Source organism: Adlercreutzia sp. DFI.6.23 (assembly GCF_024462535.1).
Lineage (GTDB): Bacteria > Actinomycetota > Coriobacteriia > Coriobacteriales > Eggerthellaceae > Adlercreutzia > Adlercreutzia rubneri.
The window spans coordinates 22,123-37,492 of sequence record NZ_JANGBP010000007.1 but is presented as its reverse complement, the minus strand read 5'-3'; the positions used below and the strand labels follow the sequence as shown (position 1 = coordinate 37,492).

Here is a 15,370-nt window from a genome sequence, read left to right as displayed (position 1 = left end):
TGAAGCCGGCACTGCAACGCCGCCCCAGGGGCGCCAAGACGCCGATTGCTTCGCGCGAAGAGCCGTCGTCACCGCGGGGCGGCCGTTTGTGCGCATGCACGAAACATCCCTCGCTAAACCACCCCCGATGGGCTACACTTCGTCCTTGTCGCATTTCTCATACAACGATTGGGGTGGTTTGAGCTTGTCTGCCAAAGATGCGCTCCCTCCGGGCAGCGAAGACTTCTTCCCGCCGGCTTCTCCTGATGGAACCGTCGGCAACCTCCGCAAGAGCAAAATCAGCGCTCTTGGCATTGCGTTTATGCTCTTCTGCCTGGTATCGGCCGGTGCCTTCGGCATCGAGGAGATCATTCCCTCCGCCGGCCCGGGCCTCACTCTTATCATTCTGATCGTGCTGCCCTTCGTTTGGGCGCGCCCCATCAGTCGCCTCGTTGCCGAGGCCAACGCCATTCTGCCGCGCGAGGGCGGCATCTACGCCTGGGCCAAGGAGACCTTCGGGGAATTCTGGGGCTTTCAGGCCGGCTGGTGGACCTCCATGGACACCTACATCTCATCGGGCGCCTACATCGCCATGGTCGGTGGCTACACCTCGCAGCTGCTCTCGCTGGACGATGCCGGCACCTTCGGCGTGAAGCTGCTCGTCGTGGCGAGCTTCACCGTCATCAACCTGGTGGGACTTGTGGAAGTCGAGCGCATCAGCTCGTTTTTCTCGGTGCTCATCATCCTCGTGTTCGGCATGGCCGTCGTGTTCGGCCTCGTCAACTGGCAGACCAACCCCTTCGACCCCATCCTTGCCAACCCCGAGGCCCCTATGAGCTGTTTGGTGGACTCGCTTTCCATCGGTATCTGGATGTACTGCGGCTACGAGTGCATTGCCGCCATGTCCGGCGAATACGAGGACTCGTCCCGCAATGTGGCAAAGGGCTTCCGCATCGCGCTGCCGCTCATCGCCTTGTCTTACGTGCTGCCCACCCTCGCCTGCCTTGCGGCCTACCCGGCCGGCTCTTGGACCCAATGGGGCATCGACGGCGGCTTCTCTTCCGACGTGCTGGGCTACGGCACGATCTTCTCGACGGTGCTTGGGCACTCCGGCGTCGTGCTGTTCCTTGTTATCGCCATTATGAGCCAGTGCACGATCTATAACACGTATCTGGCGAGCGGATCGCGCAGCTTCTGGGTGCTCTCTGAGGACAACCTGTTCCCTCGCTTCATCCGCAAAGTCGATCGCGCAGGTCGCAGCCCCTACATCGGCGTGCTCACCATTGCCGTCTCATCGCTTATCTTCTCGCAGTTCGACTTCACCACCATCATCGAGATGAACATCATCTTCATCTTGGCGCGCTACATGTTCCTCGGTTTCATCGTCTTGAAGCTGCGGAAAATGTACCCTGTGCAGGATCGCCCCGCCGACATGTTCGTCATCGGCGGCGGCAAGGTGGGCGTGCGCTTGTACTCGGCGCTGGCTTTCGGCATCGCCACGTTCACCCTGTGCTTGAACCCCGTCGCGAACTTCTTCGCCACCGTGGCGTTCCTCGTCTCGGGCGTTGTCGCCTACGTCATCTTCAAGAAGGTCTATGGCGGCCTTACCATGGAGAACCCCTCGGCGCACCCGATCGACCCGAAAACCGGTCTCGCGGTGGGCGACACCCGCCGCATCGGCCTGTTCGCGCTCATCATCGTAGGACTGTTCGCCCTCAACGTGCTGATGAACCTGTTGTTTTTGGGATAGGAAGAGCGGCTCTCTCGCTCTTCCTATCATCTGCCAGACGCTGCGCCGTAGCTGCCTCCGGGGGCCGCGCCCTAGCTGTCTAATCAACGGCAACGAGCGAGAATACCTCGGCGTCGGTCTCGGCGGCGATAACGGCACGAGGGTCGAGGAAGGCGAGCTCCACGACAAACCCGAAGCCGACGAGGCGGGCGCCGCTTGCGCGAACGAGACGCACCATGGCCGTCGTGGTGCCGCCCGTGGCCACCAGATCGTCCACGATGAGCACCACATCGTCGGAGGTGAGCGCGTCGGCGTGAATTTCCAGCACGTCGGTGCCGTATTCCAGCGCATAGGACTCGCGCAGCACCGTGCGCGGCAGCTTGCCCGGCTTGCGACAGGGAACGAACCCGGCTCCCAGCCGCAGCGCCACGGCCGCGCCCACGATGAACCCGCGGGCCTCGGCGCCCACCACCTTGGTAATGCCGTGATCGGCGAAATGGGCCGCCAGATCGTCTACCATGGCGGCGAAGGCGTCGGCGTCAGCGAAGGCCGGCGTGAGGTCTTTGAACACGACCCCGGGCTTCGGATAGTTCGGAATGTCGACGATTAATTCCTCATAGGGGCGCATGGGGCATCCTTTCTCGCACCGCCTATTTTCGCTGAGACGCACTCGCCTGGCGAGGTTTCGGCCAACTTCGAAGCTTCACTGTAACCGTCGCGGTCCTCTCCTGTGGGGGCCGTAAGCCGAGCGATGGCCCTAGCGTTCTACGTCTCCGCGCCAGCTGCCGATGCCGCCGATGTTGCGCGCGTCGGTGTAGCCCATCTGCTTGAGGGCGCCGACCGCCTGCTGGCTGCGCGCCCCGCTCATGCAGTACACGAACAGCGGCGTGCTCTTGTCGGGCACCTCGCTCGCGATGGCGCCGATCTGCTGCAGCGGCACGTTCACCGCGCCGGGAATGTGGCCGCCCGCGTATTCCCCCGCCGTGCGCACATCGATCAGTCGCGCGCCGGGCGTCGCGCGGAACTCCTCCACGCCGGCGTTGATATCGGCCGGTTTCAGAAAATCCATCAGTCCCATCGCTGCATCCTCCTTGTGAAGTTATTTTTGCTTGCTGCCGCTTATGATACTCTGCGTTCCCGCCTATTCGCGCGCACTCTCGATCACTAAATTTCAACGGACAGGAGGCATCGATGAACAACCAGCGCAAACGCGAACTGAAAGAAGCGTATCGCACCAGTCGGCCGCCTATGGGCGTGCTGTCGTTTCGCTGCGCGCCTACGGGAGAGAGCTTCCTTCTGGCATCGCGCAACATCCCCGGCGACACCAACGGCGTCACGTTCAAGTTGAACTCGGATTACCATCCCAACCGGCATCTGCTGGAGCTTTGGCGGCGCTACGGTGAGGAGAACTTCCAGGTGGAAGTGCTGGAAGAGCTCGATTACCGCGACGAGTCGGATGATCCCGCCGACTACAAGGAGGAATTGGAGCAGCTGCGCGATTTATGCCTCGAGCGCGACGAGAGTGCCTCGCTTCTGTGGAAGTAACCGACTGCGTGCGGCTGAACGAGCGGCTGCGCGCAATTTAAGCGGCTGCGCCAAAACGAACCTTCGAGGTTCTCACTTTCCTTACAGGTGACGGCACGCGAGGGGCATCTGCGCTCGCGCGCGGCACAATGGGGCCAACGCGAGAAAGGACGCCCCATGAGCACTTCCACCCCTTCGACTTCCCACGGTGCCGGCACCGCTGCCACCGACTCCCCCGCCGCCATCGAGGCCGGCATCAAGGCCAACGACGATCGCGCCTTCGAGGAATCCCTCGGGGCCATGTCGCCCTTCGAGGTGAAAAACCTCCTGGTGAAGATGGCCAAGAAGGGCGATGAGGGCACCACGCGCACCCTGCTGAACGCCGGGCGCGGCAACCCGAACTGGATAACCACGCTGCCCCGCGAGGCCTTCTTCCTGCTGGGCGCCTTTGCCATGGAAGAGGCGCGCCGCACCATGGACGAGCCGGACTTCGACCTGGCGGGCATGCCCGCCGCCGAGGGCGCCGCCGCGCGTTTCCTCGCCTTCCTTGACGAGCACGGGCGCGAGAAGCCCGCGCAGTTCCTCAAGCGCGCCTGGGACTACCTGGATGCCGAGGGCCTGGCCGGCGACGAGCTCGTCCACGAGTGGACCGGCGGCATCGCCGGGGACGAGTACCCCATGCCCGACCGCATCCTGCGCTACACCCAAGAGATCGTCAACCGTTACCTGGTGAAGGCCCTGGACGACGGCCACGCGCCCGCGACCCCCTACGACCTGTTCGCCACCGAGGGCGGCACGGCGGCCATGTGCTACCTGTTCTACAGCCTGAAGTGCAACTTCCTCGTGAACCCGGGCGACCGCATCGCGCTCATGACCCCCATTTTCACGCCGTATCTGAACATCCCCACCCTGAACGACTACGACCTGGACGTCACCTACATCCAGGCGAACACCATCGATGCGGACGGGCTGCACACTTGGCAGTACCCCGACAGCGAGCTGGAGAAACTACGCGACCCGTCCATTAAGCTGTTGTGTCTCGTGAACCCGTCCAACCCGCCGTCGGTGGCCTTGGACGATGCCTCGCGGGCCAAGCTCGTCAGCCTCGTGAAGAACGAGCGGCCCGACCTCATCATCATCAGTGATGACGTCTACGGCACCTTCGTTCCCCACTACCGGTCGCTTCTGGACGATCTGCCCTACAACACCGCCTGCGTGTACTCGTTCTCGAAGTACTTCGGCGCCACCGGCTGGCGGCTGGCCGTCATTGCCACGGCGCAGAACAACGTGTTCGACGACCTCATCGCGAAGCTGCCCGACGACAAGAAGCGGGCGCTCGCGAACCGCTACGCGTGCCTCACCGACCATATAGAGAAGGTGAAGTTCACCGACCGCATGGTGGCCGACTCGCGGCTCGTGGCCCTAAACGGCACGGCGGGACTCGGCACGCCCCAGCAGGTGATGATGTCGCTGTTCGCGCTGTACTGCCTGCTGGACGATCACGACGCATACCGCACGAAGATGCAGCAGCTCGTGCAACACCGTCTGGGCCTTCTGTGGAAGAGCCTCGGCTGGACGCTTGAGCCCGACCCCGAGCGCGCCGGCTACTACTCGGTGATCGACTTGAGTATCTGGGCCACGCGCCTGTACGGTGCCGACTTCTTCGCGTGGCTGAAGGAAAACTACGACTCGCTGGACATCGTGGTGCGACTCGCCCAGGACACCGGCGTCGTGCTCATGGACGGCCACGGCTTCGACGCCCCAGAATGGTCGGTGCGCGTATCGCTGGCGAACCTGAACGCCGACGACTACATCGCCATCGGCCAGCGCCTCTCGGCCATGCTGGCCGACTACGCCGAGGTATGGAAGACGGAGAAGTAGCCGCTACTTCTCGTCAGCCACGATAAGCGTGCCGGTTTCGCCGCGCAGGCCGGCGGCGGCGTGGTCGAGCGAAGTGATGACGGCGCGGCCGCCCGGGTGCGCCTCCACGAACTTCACGCAGGCCTGCACCTTCGGCAGCATGGAACCGGGCGCGAACTGTCCCTGCTCCATGTAGGCGCGGGCCTCGGAGACGGCCATGGCGTCGAGGGCCTTCTGCGTCGGCTTCCCGAAATCGAGGTAGACCTTCTCCACCGCCGTCAGGATGACGAGGATGTCGGCCCGCACGCGCCAGGCGAGAATCGCACTCGTGAGGTCTTTGTCCACGATGGCGTCCACGGCGGTATGCACGCCGTCGCGCACCGTGACGGGAATTCCGCCGCCCCCGGCCGCGATCACCACGCAGCCGTCTTCCATGAGATCGCGGACGGTCTCCAGCTCCACGATGTCCTGGGGCACGGGGCTCGGCACCACGCGCCGCCAGCCGCGACCGGAGTCCTCGCGCACCTGGTATCCCGTGGCCTTCGCGAAGACGCGGGCCTCGGTCTCGGTCATGAAGGCGCCGATGGGCTTCTCGTAATCCTTGAAAGCGGGGTCGTCGGCGTCGACCACCACATGGGTCGGCACGTTGGCCACCTCGCGCATGATGTCCTGCCGGCGAAACTCGTTGCGCAGCGTGCAGGAGAGCTGGGCCCCGATGTATCCCTGGCTCATGGCGTTGCAATCGGAGAGCGGCATGGGCGGCACCTGGGCATCCTTGTCCTTCGACGCCACTTCGAACGCCTCGTCGATGATGCCGACCTGCGGGCCGTTGCCATGGGTCACCACGACGTTGATGCCCTCCTTCACCATGTGGGCCAGATTCTTCGACGTGTTTTCCAAAAGCTTCAGCTGCTCGTCCGGCGTCTCCCCCAAGGCATTACCACCCAGGGCCACCACCACGCGCTTGCCGTCCAGTTCGCTCTGTAACATGTTCGCAACTCCTTTCTCACGCTCCGTCCCACCGTAGCAAAGGCAAGGCAGAAGACGCCTTGCGAACGGCAAGCTGGCACGGGGCCGTTGCCGATCGCGCCGATGGGAGGGACGCCGCCACGCGATCGCCTAAGCAGCCGCCTCGATCGTCGGAGGAGGTCGACGCAAACGACACGCGAAGATGCGAGGCGCGCCGAAGCCGTACGCCCTTGGCGAGTATCCGACCCGCAGCCTGTGGTAGCATAGCGCTATCCGCCAATTCACCCTTACATCGGAAGGAGCTTCCGTGGCGTTCGATTTCAAGAAGGAATACAAGGAGTTCTACTTGCCGAAACGCACGCCGGAACTGGTGAGCGTGCCGCCGATGACCTTTGTGGCCGTGCGCGGCGAGGGCGATCCCAACGTGGAGGGCGGCGCCTACAAGGAGGCTGTCGGCGTGCTGTACGCCATCGCCTATACCATCAAGATGTCGAAAATGGGCGACCACCGCATCGACGGCTACTACGATTTCGTAGTGCCCCCGTTGGAGGGCTTCTGGTGGCAGCCGGGCGTGGAGGGCGTCGACTTCGCGAACAAGGCGACGTTCCACTGGATTGCGGCCATTCGCCTGCCCGACTTCGTGACGCCCGAGGAATTCGCCTGGGCCCAGACGGAGGCGGCGCGCAAGAAGGGGCTGGACACAACAGCCGCCGAGCTTTTGACCATCGACGAGGGCCTGTGCGCCCAGATCATGCATCTGGGCCCCTACGACGACGAGCCGGCCACGGTGGCGCTGCTCGATGCCTTCGTCGCCGAGCAGGGGCTCGCGAACGATATGTCGGACACGGCCGAGGGGCGCCACCACCACGAGATTTACCTGTCGGATCCGCGCCGCACCGCGCCCGAGAAGCTGAAAACGGTTCTGCGGCATCCCGTGCGGCCGCGAGGCTAGCGCGAATGCTCTGCGGCATCCCGTGCGACCGCGAGGCTAGCGTGTGAGCTTCATCTCCACGTGCATGATGCCGCCGTCGTCGAACTCGTCGGAGGTGCGCACGAAACCGAGCCTCTCGTAGAAGCCCTGGGCGTAGGCCTGGGCCTCGATAGTGATGACGTCGGCGTTCAGCTCCTGCTGGGCCACGCGGATGGCCTCTTCCATAATGCGACGACCCATGCCGCATCCGCGCTCCACGGCGATGACGCGCCCGATGGAGGCCGTCGGGTGCGTGACGCCGGCCGGCAGCACCCGCGCATAGGCGGCAAGCGCCCCCTCATCGTTGCGGAAGTACAGGTGGATGGCCTCCTTGTCGGCATCGTCCACCTCCTGGTAGGGACTCTGCTGCTCCACGAGAAACACCGCGCAACGCAGCTTCAAAAGCTCGTGGTACTCGTCCAGACTCAGTTCGTTAAACCGCTTCGCAACCAATTCCATAGCCAGCCTTTCTCTCGGTCGCGTTACCCTTCGATGGCATCCATCGAGTTCACCAGCGTGGCATCAGCTCACGGGCCCCTCATCCGCCTATTTCAACTGATGGGGCTATTGTACCCTACACCCTCCCCGCGCCGACCATTCCCATTCCGCTGAACCAACATGCCCCCTTGACAACTCTGAAATGCAATATATACTTTACAAATGCAAGATATATTTTACATTTCTAGAAATCTGCGAGAGCCGTGGGCGCACGCCACCCAAACGCGACGTGGCGGAAAATATCCAGAAAGGAGCGAGGCGCTTCGTGAGAGAAGAGAAGAACCTGCGGATGAAAGTTGCCCGCACGCGGCGCGGTCTTTCCCAGAGCGATCTCGCCGAGGCCGTGGGCGCCACGCGACAGACCATCGGGCTTATCGAGGCGGGACGCTACAACCCGAGCCTCAAGTTGTGCGTCGCCATTTGCAAAACTCTGGGAGTCACCCTGAATGACTTGTTTTGGGACGACGACGCATCGTGAGCAGAACTCATGCTCGAAACAGAAGCCACCCTACCGTCACGACACCACCCTGGAACGAGGAGGTTCCGTTATGAAGATCATCGATCGCTGGAATGAAATCATGGGGCCGAAGGACGAGCGCCTGGCGGCCGAGGCGAACCGCTGCGCCGCCATTGGCTACACCATTCTCATTATCGGCTCGGCGCTGTGCCTGTACTACGGCATCATGCTGAACCAGGTGGCCGAAACGACCGGCCATCCCCTGCTCACGCCTTTGGGCCAATCGGTCTTCCCCGTGGATACCGCCCTGCTCATTGTGATTCTCGGCTCGGGGCTCATTTCCACCTACCTGCAAGTGCGCAGCGGCGCCTTCGACACCCACGCGCGCATCGCCCAATCGGATCGCATCCCTTGGGACTACGTGGCCTTGGTGGCCCTTCTGTGCGGCCTCGGACTGGGCATCACCACAACAGCCATGCGCATTCTCGCGGAAGTGCAGATCGTCGGCATAGAGAACGTGATGTGGGGCGGGGACATCGCCATCGGCATCGTGTACTTCACCCTGGCGTTCATTCTGGCGTTCGTACTGTTCGCCGCCACCTTCCGCAGCGCCATCGACCGCCGCCGCCAACTGGAGCGCAAACTGGAGGAATAAGCGCCACGCAACAGTTCCGCGCTGTACGTGGACGAATAGCCCCTAACCGGGTCAAACGACCTTTTTCATCCCCTTTCTCATCCCTCTTCGACGCCTTTTCATCCCATTCATAATGCCCGCGATTCTCTCGTTTCTCCGATCATGGCACCGAGACGTCGGCAGTTCCAACGAGGAATCCACCGACGCGAGGCATTCACGTAAAGGAGGGCATCATGGAGAAATCAGTTACACGTCGCAACTTCTTGATTGGAGGCGCAGCCGTTTCGGGCATTGCAGCTTTAGGACTCGTCGGCTGCTCTTCCACCGAGAGCAGTTCGGGCACACCTACGGCAGAAACGGGAAGCGATCAGGTTATCACCCCGACCTACCCGGCCTATGCGCGCACGCTCGATGTAACCGAGAAGGACATCGTCCGTACCGAAGACGCAGACGTGGTCGTCGTAGGATCGGGAAGCGCCGGCACTTTTGCCGCCATCAGGGCGGCAGAGCGCGGCGCCCATGTTATTTGGCTCGAGAAGACAACTGCCAAAGGGGGAACTTCCACGATCACCGAGGGCCTCACCGCATTCGATGGAGAGCAGCAACGTGCCACGGGTGAGGCTAGCGATCTCAACGGCATTTATACGGCCCTTATGGATTGGCACAACTGGGGGGCCAAAACAGAGGCTTTCCAAACCTACTTCGACTTTAGCGGCAAAGCTGTTGACTGGGCCGTATCCCATGGTGCCAGCCTGGTTTACAGCGGAAACCCCAAAAAGCCCCACTACAGCCCTGTTGACGCTCAAGGCAACTGGATGAACATCGGCACGGGAGTTCTCACGCCCTTATGGGAGTACGGAGAGACCTTGGACAATCTTGATTTCAGGTTGGAAACCCCCGCTGTAAACATCATTGTCGACAACGGAACCGTCAAAGGCGTCTACGCCCAGGAAGCCGACGGCATTGTTCGCATTAACGCGAAATCGGTCATCATGGCGACAGGCGGCTTTGCGAGCAACGTGGATATGGGAAAGGAGTGGCTGCGCGTACCCGCTGAGCGCATTAAATTCATGAGCTTCGAGGGCCAAGATGGCGACGGCATCAACATGGCTCTCGCTGCGGGCGCAGCTCGGCACGCACCCACCACGGTCAATTATGGGCTCACCACCATCGAGGGCTCGGCATGGGACAGTCAACTGACTATCTTCACCGTCTGGTGCCCCTCCTGGCGCGTCGATATGCCCGATGCCATCCTGCCCGCAGGCAAGCCACTTCCCTTCGTGAACCACGCCGGCGTGCGGTTCTACAATGAAGCGAAACTGGAAGAGCTCAACACTTCGATGCTCAACACAGCAGTATCGAGCCAAAAGGCCGCCTTTGCGGTGTTCGACGCCGATCATGTCGCAACGTATGGCGGATTCGGCGATTTCAACTACGGCAGTGGAATTTCCGAAGGAGATTTCGCGAAAGAGTGCGAGAACAGCCCTGCCGTATTCGTCGACGACACCCTTGAGGGTCTGGCGGCCCAAATGGGAATTGATACCACCGCCTTCACCACCACTATCGCCGAATACAACGACCACGCAGCCACAGGGACGGACGCCGACTCCTTCGGCACCATGCCCGGAGAAAAAACTCCCGTGCTGAAAGCCCCCTTCTATGCCGCGAAGATCGTCGCCTGCGCCTACGGCACCAACGGCGGCGTCAGCACCGATTACTGGTGCCGCGCCGTCAATTCCGATGGCGATATCGTCGAGGGACTCTATGCGGCCGGACAGGACAACGGCTCAATGTACTTCAACGACTATCCCTATGGATTAATGGGTGGAACATGCCAAGGAGGTGCCTGCACAACAGGATTCGTTTGCGCCGAAAGCGCCTGCGACGCCCTCGGCCTTTAGCGAGCCCTTCCCGCATAGGCAGCGCGCCCCGCCCGGGCAATGGCACCGGGCGGGGCGCGCTTGCCCGCTTGACGAATGGCCTAATCGGCCTCCTCGGAAACGGGCATCTCGGCATCGAGGAGGGCAAGCAACTCTGCCCGACTGTGTATATCGAATTTCCGGTAAATGCTCTGCGTATGAGTTTTGACCGTTGGTATAGAAATGAACAATTCGGTCGCAATGTCGGAAGCAGTCTTTTTCTGCGCGAGCAGCTGAAGAACCGTTTCCTCCCGCTTCGATAATCCGTACTGTTTCGCAAGAGCCGTGCACACGTCCGGCAAAGTGTAATAGTACTTGATCACGCTATCAACGGAAGGTCGCGAGCGTTTTGTTCCCCAATCTGAGCGATACTGGGCATCGCTGAACAAGAACAAGAAGGTCACCGCCAGCAGCGCCGAAAGGAACACGAGGATGGTTCCCAGGTCGATGCCAGCATCGCGCGCGACCATGCAAAACTGAATGCCGGCAATCGATGCGAAGCATTCGCACGCGATGGCGATGGCGAAAATTCTTATCGGATCGAGCCTATGTCTCAGGCAGATGGCGCAGTAAACGGCAAAGCAGAACACTGCGAAGAAAGCGTAGGCCACTCCGTTGAGAGCACCGGCAGCCAGATACCCCATCGCTCCCAGCGATGCAGCTAAAAGAGCCAGCTCGGCGCAAAGCAACGAAAGGTTATACAATCCCTTCAGTTTGATGACCTTGCCTCCGAAGAGGGAGAAAGCGACAACCGTCAGAGCCGCAATGGCGAAGCCCAGGCCCGATGCAAGGACAAAGTGCGGAGAAGCGATAACCCCACATGCCTTGATCACGAAAAGAACGGCGAACTGCACCACGAACAGCCCCACGGGCAAAAAAGGTTGCGAAGCGCTATCGTCAATGTCACCTCCCCGCAAATCCCCCGGAACGACAAACCCCTTTCGGGAAGCAAGCAGGAAAAGGACGATAAGCACCGTCGCCACGCCGTTGGCGATTATTTGATGGAGAGAAGAGGGCAGCAGGGCAATAACGACGATGAGAGCCCCCGTCGCACAAAGCCAAAAGGCGAGCCACAGCAGCACTAATGTCATTTTCAGTCGCGAGAGCCTGGCGAAACACCCCAACAGCACGACAGTTTGGAAGACAACCGTGCAAAGTGCAGCTGCATATGCCAGAATCGCACCGCCCCAGGTACTCGCCACTGACAGCAAAACCCCCGCAAACCCCGAGATTACCAACCCTCGCGGGCATACCGAAGAAGTCATTTTTCGCACAGCCCCAGGGATAAGGGCGGCAAGCGCACAGCAGGAACCCAAAAGCAGGTAATCGAAGCGTATCGAGGGGGCATAGCCTTCGAGGGGAGCTCCGGCATCGATCGACCAGGCGAATGCCAACGCCAACACCACGAATACCATTGATGCGTCTGCGGATTTTTCGAACAATCTTCCCTTTTTCGGCATTCCCACTCCATTTCCCTTTGCGACGCATTTCAGTGTACCCGAAATGAAAACGGCACGCGAACCCAGCATCGATATTACTTCTGAGCGAGCGCATTCTGTTTGCCGCCACCTTCCACAGCGCCATCGACCGCCGTCGCCAGCTGGAGCGAGAGCTGGAGGAATAGCCGGAAGCACCCTCCAGAGAGCGCACACCCGACAGCGCCCTCACCACGCGCCAGGCGCTTAAGCGCGACGCTCACTGCGCCAGGGCGAACTCGCGGATGGTGCGGTCGATGGGCTCCATGAGGGCCACGGCCACCGCCTCGTCGCGGCAAATTCGCATGGCGCCGCCGCGGTAGTCGAGCACCACCTCGCCGGTCACCTCGTCCCACAAAAGCAGCTTCGAGAAGAAGTGCCCGTTTTCGTCGGCCTGCCCGCGCGCGGCCCCTTCCAAATAGTCGGCAGAGAACTGGAAGGCGCGGCGGGACTGCAGAAACGACAACTTGCCGCGAATGTCCTCCAGAAAGGGGGCGCCGTCGGAGTCCACGACGTCGCCGGCGTGGTTGCGCAAGCCGGCGATGGCCACCACGGGACGATCGCCGTCGATGATGGAGGCCTCGGCCGCCACTTTCCGCAACCGGCGCGGCGCCGGCGCATCGGCGAGCCAGGTGTCGGGGCGCTGGGGTTCCATACCGGCCGCGTACTCTTCGGCCAGCGAGTGCATGGCCGTGCGCACCGACGGGTAGAACTTGAAGTCCTGCATGAGTCGGCGCAGCTCGTAGCGGGTATAGTGGTCGCTCGTCTCCTTGATGGGCCGCACGAGCTTCACGTGCACGCCGCGCGCCATGAGGGAATCCAGCGTCTCGTCCAGCTTGTCGGCGGCGGTCGTGTCGATGGTGTCGAGCTTCGACAGCTTCAGGATGAGAGCCTCGTTGCCGGCAGCGGCGGCCTCTATCTCCTCCTGGGCCTTCGCGATGTTCATGAAGGACAAATCGCCCGAGAGCTTCGCGATGCCGAGCGCGTAGCCCACCTCGATGTCCTTCTTCGCCGGCAGATCGTCGGGCTTGTAGGGCACCGCGCCCAAAAGCTCGGGGCCGGAGGTGTCGATCTTCTCTCGACCGGCGCGCAGGGCGAGCGCCAGAATGAAACCGCCCAGGATGCCCGCCACGGCGCCGAGCAGCACCACGAGGGCCGCCGAGGCGGCGAAGACCATGAACTCCCGGCGCGTCTTTAGAGCGTAGGTGGTGATCTTCCCGAAGTCGACAATGTCGAGCAGGGCCACCACGACGATGGCCGACAGGGCGCAGCGGGGCAGAAAGCCCATGAACGAGCCGGCGGCGAAGGCGACCACGGCCACAATGAGGGCCGAGAACACGCTGGCCACCTGGGAGAGGGAGCCCGAGGCGATGCCCGCAGCCGTGCGCGACATGGAGGCCGAGCACGGCGGGCAGCCGATGAGGCCCACCAGCGCGTTGGCCAGGCCGAAGGTGCGCATCTCGCCGTCGGGAGACGGCGCGGGCACATCGCCCGCCGAGAACGCCTCGACACACAGCAAAGATTCCAACGACACCACCACCGCGATGGCGAAGGCGGCCAGAAGCAGTGCCACGATGTCGAGCCCCTCGGGCAGCACGGTCGCGATATGGGGCAGCGTGCCCGATACCTGCGGAAGGAAGACGATGGGAAGCCCCGCCGCTGCCAGCCCGTTGCACACAAGCGCGGCCGCGACGAGCACCACGATGGCCGAGGGCACTTTCGGGAAGAAGCGCTTCAGGAGATACATGCCAGCGATGCAGAGAGCCGACACCACGGCGCAGGCCCACGAGGCGCCCGGCAGGCACGAGACAATGGCGACGACCTTCGACACGATGGCGCCGGAGGTGTCGGCCGTCGTGCCCAGAAGCAGCGGCACTTGGCCGATGACCACGGTGAGCGCGATGCCGAAGATGAACCCGTGCATGACCGGCAGCGGCATACGGCGGATCAGGCGACCGGCACCGGCCCAGCCGAGCAGCAGCAGGAACAGCGCCGTGAGAAGCGTGAGCAGGGGCATGGCGGAGACAATGGCGTCCTGGCCCTGGGCCGCAATGCCGGCGGCGGCGAGCATCGAGGCGGTCATGGCGGCCGCGGCCGAATCCATGCCGAAGACCACCCGCCGCGTGCCGGTGAGCAGCCCGAAGGCCAGCGGCGCCACGATGGAGGCCCACAGGCCATAGATGGCCGGCAGCCCCACCACCTCCGCATAGCCCATAGCAATGGGGATGGAAAGCGCGGCGATAACCAGGCCCGCGACGGCGTCCTTCGGCAGATCGGCCGCTCGATAGCCCTTCATGGCCTCAACGATCATCGCCCCTCCTCACTTTTTATCTTCTCGTCTCCCGTTTCCCGCTCAGCTCGCGTGCCTCGTCCGGCCGCCGTCCGTGGCCTTTTACCCCACACAGCCGTCCAACACCCGACGCCACCTCTCCGCCGACTTTCGGCAATCCTCGCATCATGGGGCGCCCGTCTTCCAGAAAGGCGAGATTGTACCAGATAAATGCCGAGATCGCAGCGCTTATTCCAACGGCTTGTCCCGACCAGGGACGTCCTGGATGGTGCGCAGGCCGTTTGACGGCGGCTCGCCGAGGGGGAACCAGTACTTCCACGCCTCGAAGGGATGGGCGCCCTCCACCCGGTCCACGTCCCTAAAGGCGTCCTTGGGGACGATGGTGTGCAGCTCGCGGCCGCTTTCCGTGAGCAGGTGGATGCCGCCGGCCGCCAGCGCCTCGTCGCAGAAGGTGAGGCAGTTGTAGGTGATGAGGTTGTAGGTGCCGGTATGCGCGCGGCGGTCCTCGGCGCAGGCCTGCACGGCGCGGAAGGTCGCCTCGTCGCACCACAGGGCGATGGCGCAGTTCACGTGCTCGTTCCACCAGTTCCCCGGCTGGCCGTGCACGATCCAGCCCGAGCGCTCCCGCAGCTCGGCGAAGGTCATGGGCTCCTTGAGGTCGGCCATGATGCCCGGCGCCTCCAGCTGGCTGCTGTGGCGGTAGTAGGAGTAGGTCTGCAAGGGGCCGCCCACCGGGCCCAGCGCCAGGATGCAGTGGCCCTCGTCCCACGCCGCCTCCAGGTTGAACAGCAGGAACACGTTGTACGAGTTCGCCGGCGGCTTCGTCCATGCCGCGGGAAGCAGCGCCTCGCGCTGCTGGTTAGCGTGGCAGCGGCGAAGAGTCTCCCTCGTCTCCGCCTCCTTGAGAGAATGCACCATGGCTCTCGCTCCTCCTCTTTCGGCGGCCCCCGCCCTCCGTATCGGCGGGGTGGCCGGTCGACGCCCATTATAGGGAGCGCCCCTCGGGCCGGCGCGGGCCGACGGCCATCCGTTACCGTTTCATAGGCTCTACCGCGACCTCGCCATT

14 protein-coding genes are annotated in these 15,370 nt (G+C 62.7%); 7 read left to right on the top strand and 7 right to left on the bottom strand.

What is annotated here, in order from left to right; all coding sequences use genetic code 11:
• Positions 1 to 184: 184 nt before the first annotated feature.
• Positions 185 to 1,729 (top strand): APC family permease, encoded by a 1,545-nt coding sequence (locus NE591_RS08095; RefSeq protein ID WP_161128329.1) that lies wholly within the window; start codon positions 185 to 187, stop codon positions 1,727 to 1,729.
• Positions 1,730 to 1,808: 79 nt separating this feature from the next.
• Here the strand turns inward: NE591_RS08095 and NE591_RS08090 are convergent, their stop codons facing one another.
• Positions 1,809 to 2,336 (bottom strand): adenine phosphoribosyltransferase, encoded by a 528-nt coding sequence (locus NE591_RS08090; protein ID WP_114539366.1) that lies wholly within the window; start codon positions 2,334 to 2,336, stop codon positions 1,809 to 1,811.
• A gap of 129 nt (positions 2,337 to 2,465) precedes the next feature.
• A complete protein-coding gene (locus NE591_RS08085; protein ID WP_114539367.1) occupies positions 2,466 to 2,786 on the bottom strand; it encodes a rhodanese-like domain-containing protein in 321 nt (106 codons plus the stop codon).
• A 113-nt stretch (positions 2,787 to 2,899) separates the two neighbouring features.
• On the opposite strand from NE591_RS08085, the gene NE591_RS08080 reads away from it, so the two are divergent.
• Both NE591_RS08080 and NE591_RS08075 read left to right on the top strand, forming a co-directional pair.
• On the top strand, positions 2,900 to 3,253 hold the full coding sequence (locus tag NE591_RS08080; protein ID WP_114539368.1) for a GIY-YIG nuclease family protein: 354 nt from the start codon (positions 2,900 to 2,902) through the stop codon (positions 3,251 to 3,253).
• Between the two features lie 156 nt (positions 3,254 to 3,409).
• Positions 3,410 to 5,113, top strand: coding sequence for a bifunctional aspartate transaminase/aspartate 4-decarboxylase (locus NE591_RS08075; protein ID WP_114539369.1), 1,704 nt, complete (start codon positions 3,410 to 3,412; stop codon positions 5,111 to 5,113).
• 3 nt (positions 5,114 to 5,116) lie between these two features.
• On the opposite strand, the gene arcC is transcribed toward NE591_RS08075, so the two are convergent.
• Positions 5,117 to 6,082, bottom strand: coding sequence for a carbamate kinase (gene arcC, locus NE591_RS08070; RefSeq protein ID WP_256156565.1), 966 nt, complete (start codon positions 6,080 to 6,082; stop codon positions 5,117 to 5,119).
• Between the two features lie 286 nt (positions 6,083 to 6,368).
• Here arcC and NE591_RS08065 point away from each other — a divergent pair, with 286 nt between their 5' ends.
• Positions 6,369 to 7,013, top strand: coding sequence for a GyrI-like domain-containing protein (locus NE591_RS08065; RefSeq protein WP_114539371.1), 645 nt, complete (start codon positions 6,369 to 6,371; stop codon positions 7,011 to 7,013).
• 36 nt (positions 7,014 to 7,049) lie between these two features.
• Here NE591_RS08065 and NE591_RS08060 read toward each other — a convergent pair whose 3' ends face one another.
• Complete coding sequence (locus NE591_RS08060; RefSeq protein WP_114539372.1) at positions 7,050 to 7,490, bottom strand: GNAT family N-acetyltransferase; 441 nt, start codon at positions 7,488 to 7,490, stop codon at positions 7,050 to 7,052.
• A 304-nt stretch (positions 7,491 to 7,794) separates the two neighbouring features.
• Here NE591_RS08060 and NE591_RS08055 point away from each other — a divergent pair, with 304 nt between their 5' ends.
• The 3 genes from NE591_RS08055 (at position 7,795) to NE591_RS08045 (ending at position 10,521) form a co-directional block, all read left to right on the top strand.
• The gene (locus tag NE591_RS08055) at positions 7,795 to 8,007 is read left to right on the top strand and encodes a helix-turn-helix transcriptional regulator (RefSeq protein ID WP_256156564.1); all 213 of its coding nucleotides are present in this window, start codon (positions 7,795 to 7,797) and stop codon (positions 8,005 to 8,007) included.
• 70 nt (positions 8,008 to 8,077) lie between these two features.
• A complete protein-coding gene (locus NE591_RS08050) occupies positions 8,078 to 8,641 on the top strand; it encodes a hypothetical protein (RefSeq protein ID WP_114539373.1) in 564 nt (187 codons plus the stop codon).
• A 212-nt stretch (positions 8,642 to 8,853) separates the two neighbouring features.
• Positions 8,854 to 10,521, top strand: a complete 1,668-nt coding sequence (locus NE591_RS08045; protein WP_114539374.1) for an FAD-binding protein — start codon at positions 8,854 to 8,856, stop codon at positions 10,519 to 10,521.
• Positions 10,522 to 10,601: 80 nt separating this feature from the next.
• On the opposite strand, the gene NE591_RS08040 is transcribed toward NE591_RS08045, so the two are convergent.
• The 3 genes from NE591_RS08040 to NE591_RS08030 all read right to left on the bottom strand — a co-directional run bounded on the left by NE591_RS08040 (position 10,602) and on the right by NE591_RS08030 (position 15,222).
• Positions 10,602 to 11,999, bottom strand: a complete 1,398-nt coding sequence (locus NE591_RS08040) for a helix-turn-helix transcriptional regulator (RefSeq protein WP_198161069.1) — start codon at positions 11,997 to 11,999, stop codon at positions 10,602 to 10,604.
• A gap of 235 nt (positions 12,000 to 12,234) precedes the next feature.
• The gene (locus NE591_RS08035) at positions 12,235 to 14,325 is read right to left on the bottom strand and encodes a SulP family inorganic anion transporter (protein ID WP_157012874.1); all 2,091 of its coding nucleotides are present in this window, start codon (positions 14,323 to 14,325) and stop codon (positions 12,235 to 12,237) included.
• A gap of 207 nt (positions 14,326 to 14,532) precedes the next feature.
• Positions 14,533 to 15,222: a hypothetical protein gene (locus tag NE591_RS08030; protein WP_256156563.1), complete on the bottom strand. Its 690-nt coding sequence runs from the start codon at positions 15,220 to 15,222 to the stop codon at positions 14,533 to 14,535.
• Positions 15,223 to 15,370 lie beyond the last annotated feature (148 nt).

What these genes read in the sequence shown, in the direction of transcription:
- NE591_RS08090 (WP_114539366.1), bottom strand. Translation starts at nt 2,336, where the DNA reads ATGCGCCCCTATGAGGAATTAATCGTCGACATTCCGAACTATCCGAAG.
- NE591_RS08085 (WP_114539367.1), bottom strand. Translation starts at nt 2,786, where the DNA reads ATGGGACTGATGGATTTTCTGAAACCGGCCGATATCAACGCCGGCGTG.
- NE591_RS08080 (WP_114539368.1), top strand. Translation starts at nt 2,900, where the DNA reads ATGAACAACCAGCGCAAACGCGAACTGAAAGAAGCGTATCGCACCAGT.
- NE591_RS08075 (WP_114539369.1), top strand. Translation starts at nt 3,410, where the DNA reads ATGAGCACTTCCACCCCTTCGACTTCCCACGGTGCCGGCACCGCTGCC.
- arcC (WP_256156565.1), bottom strand. Translation starts at nt 6,082, where the DNA reads ATGTTACAGAGCGAACTGGACGGCAAGCGCGTGGTGGTGGCCCTGGGT.
- NE591_RS08060 (WP_114539372.1), bottom strand. Translation starts at nt 7,490, where the DNA reads ATGGAATTGGTTGCGAAGCGGTTTAACGAACTGAGTCTGGACGAGTAC.
- NE591_RS08050 (WP_114539373.1), top strand. Translation starts at nt 8,078, where the DNA reads ATGAAGATCATCGATCGCTGGAATGAAATCATGGGGCCGAAGGACGAG.
- NE591_RS08045 (WP_114539374.1), top strand. Translation starts at nt 8,854, where the DNA reads ATGGAGAAATCAGTTACACGTCGCAACTTCTTGATTGGAGGCGCAGCC.
- NE591_RS08040 (WP_198161069.1), bottom strand. Translation starts at nt 11,999, where the DNA reads ATGCCGAAAAAGGGAAGATTGTTCGAAAAATCCGCAGACGCATCAATG.
- NE591_RS08035 (WP_157012874.1), bottom strand. Translation starts at nt 14,325, where the DNA reads ATGATCGTTGAGGCCATGAAGGGCTATCGAGCGGCCGATCTGCCGAAG.
- NE591_RS08030 (WP_256156563.1), bottom strand. Translation starts at nt 15,222, where the DNA reads ATGGTGCATTCTCTCAAGGAGGCGGAGACGAGGGAGACTCTTCGCCGC.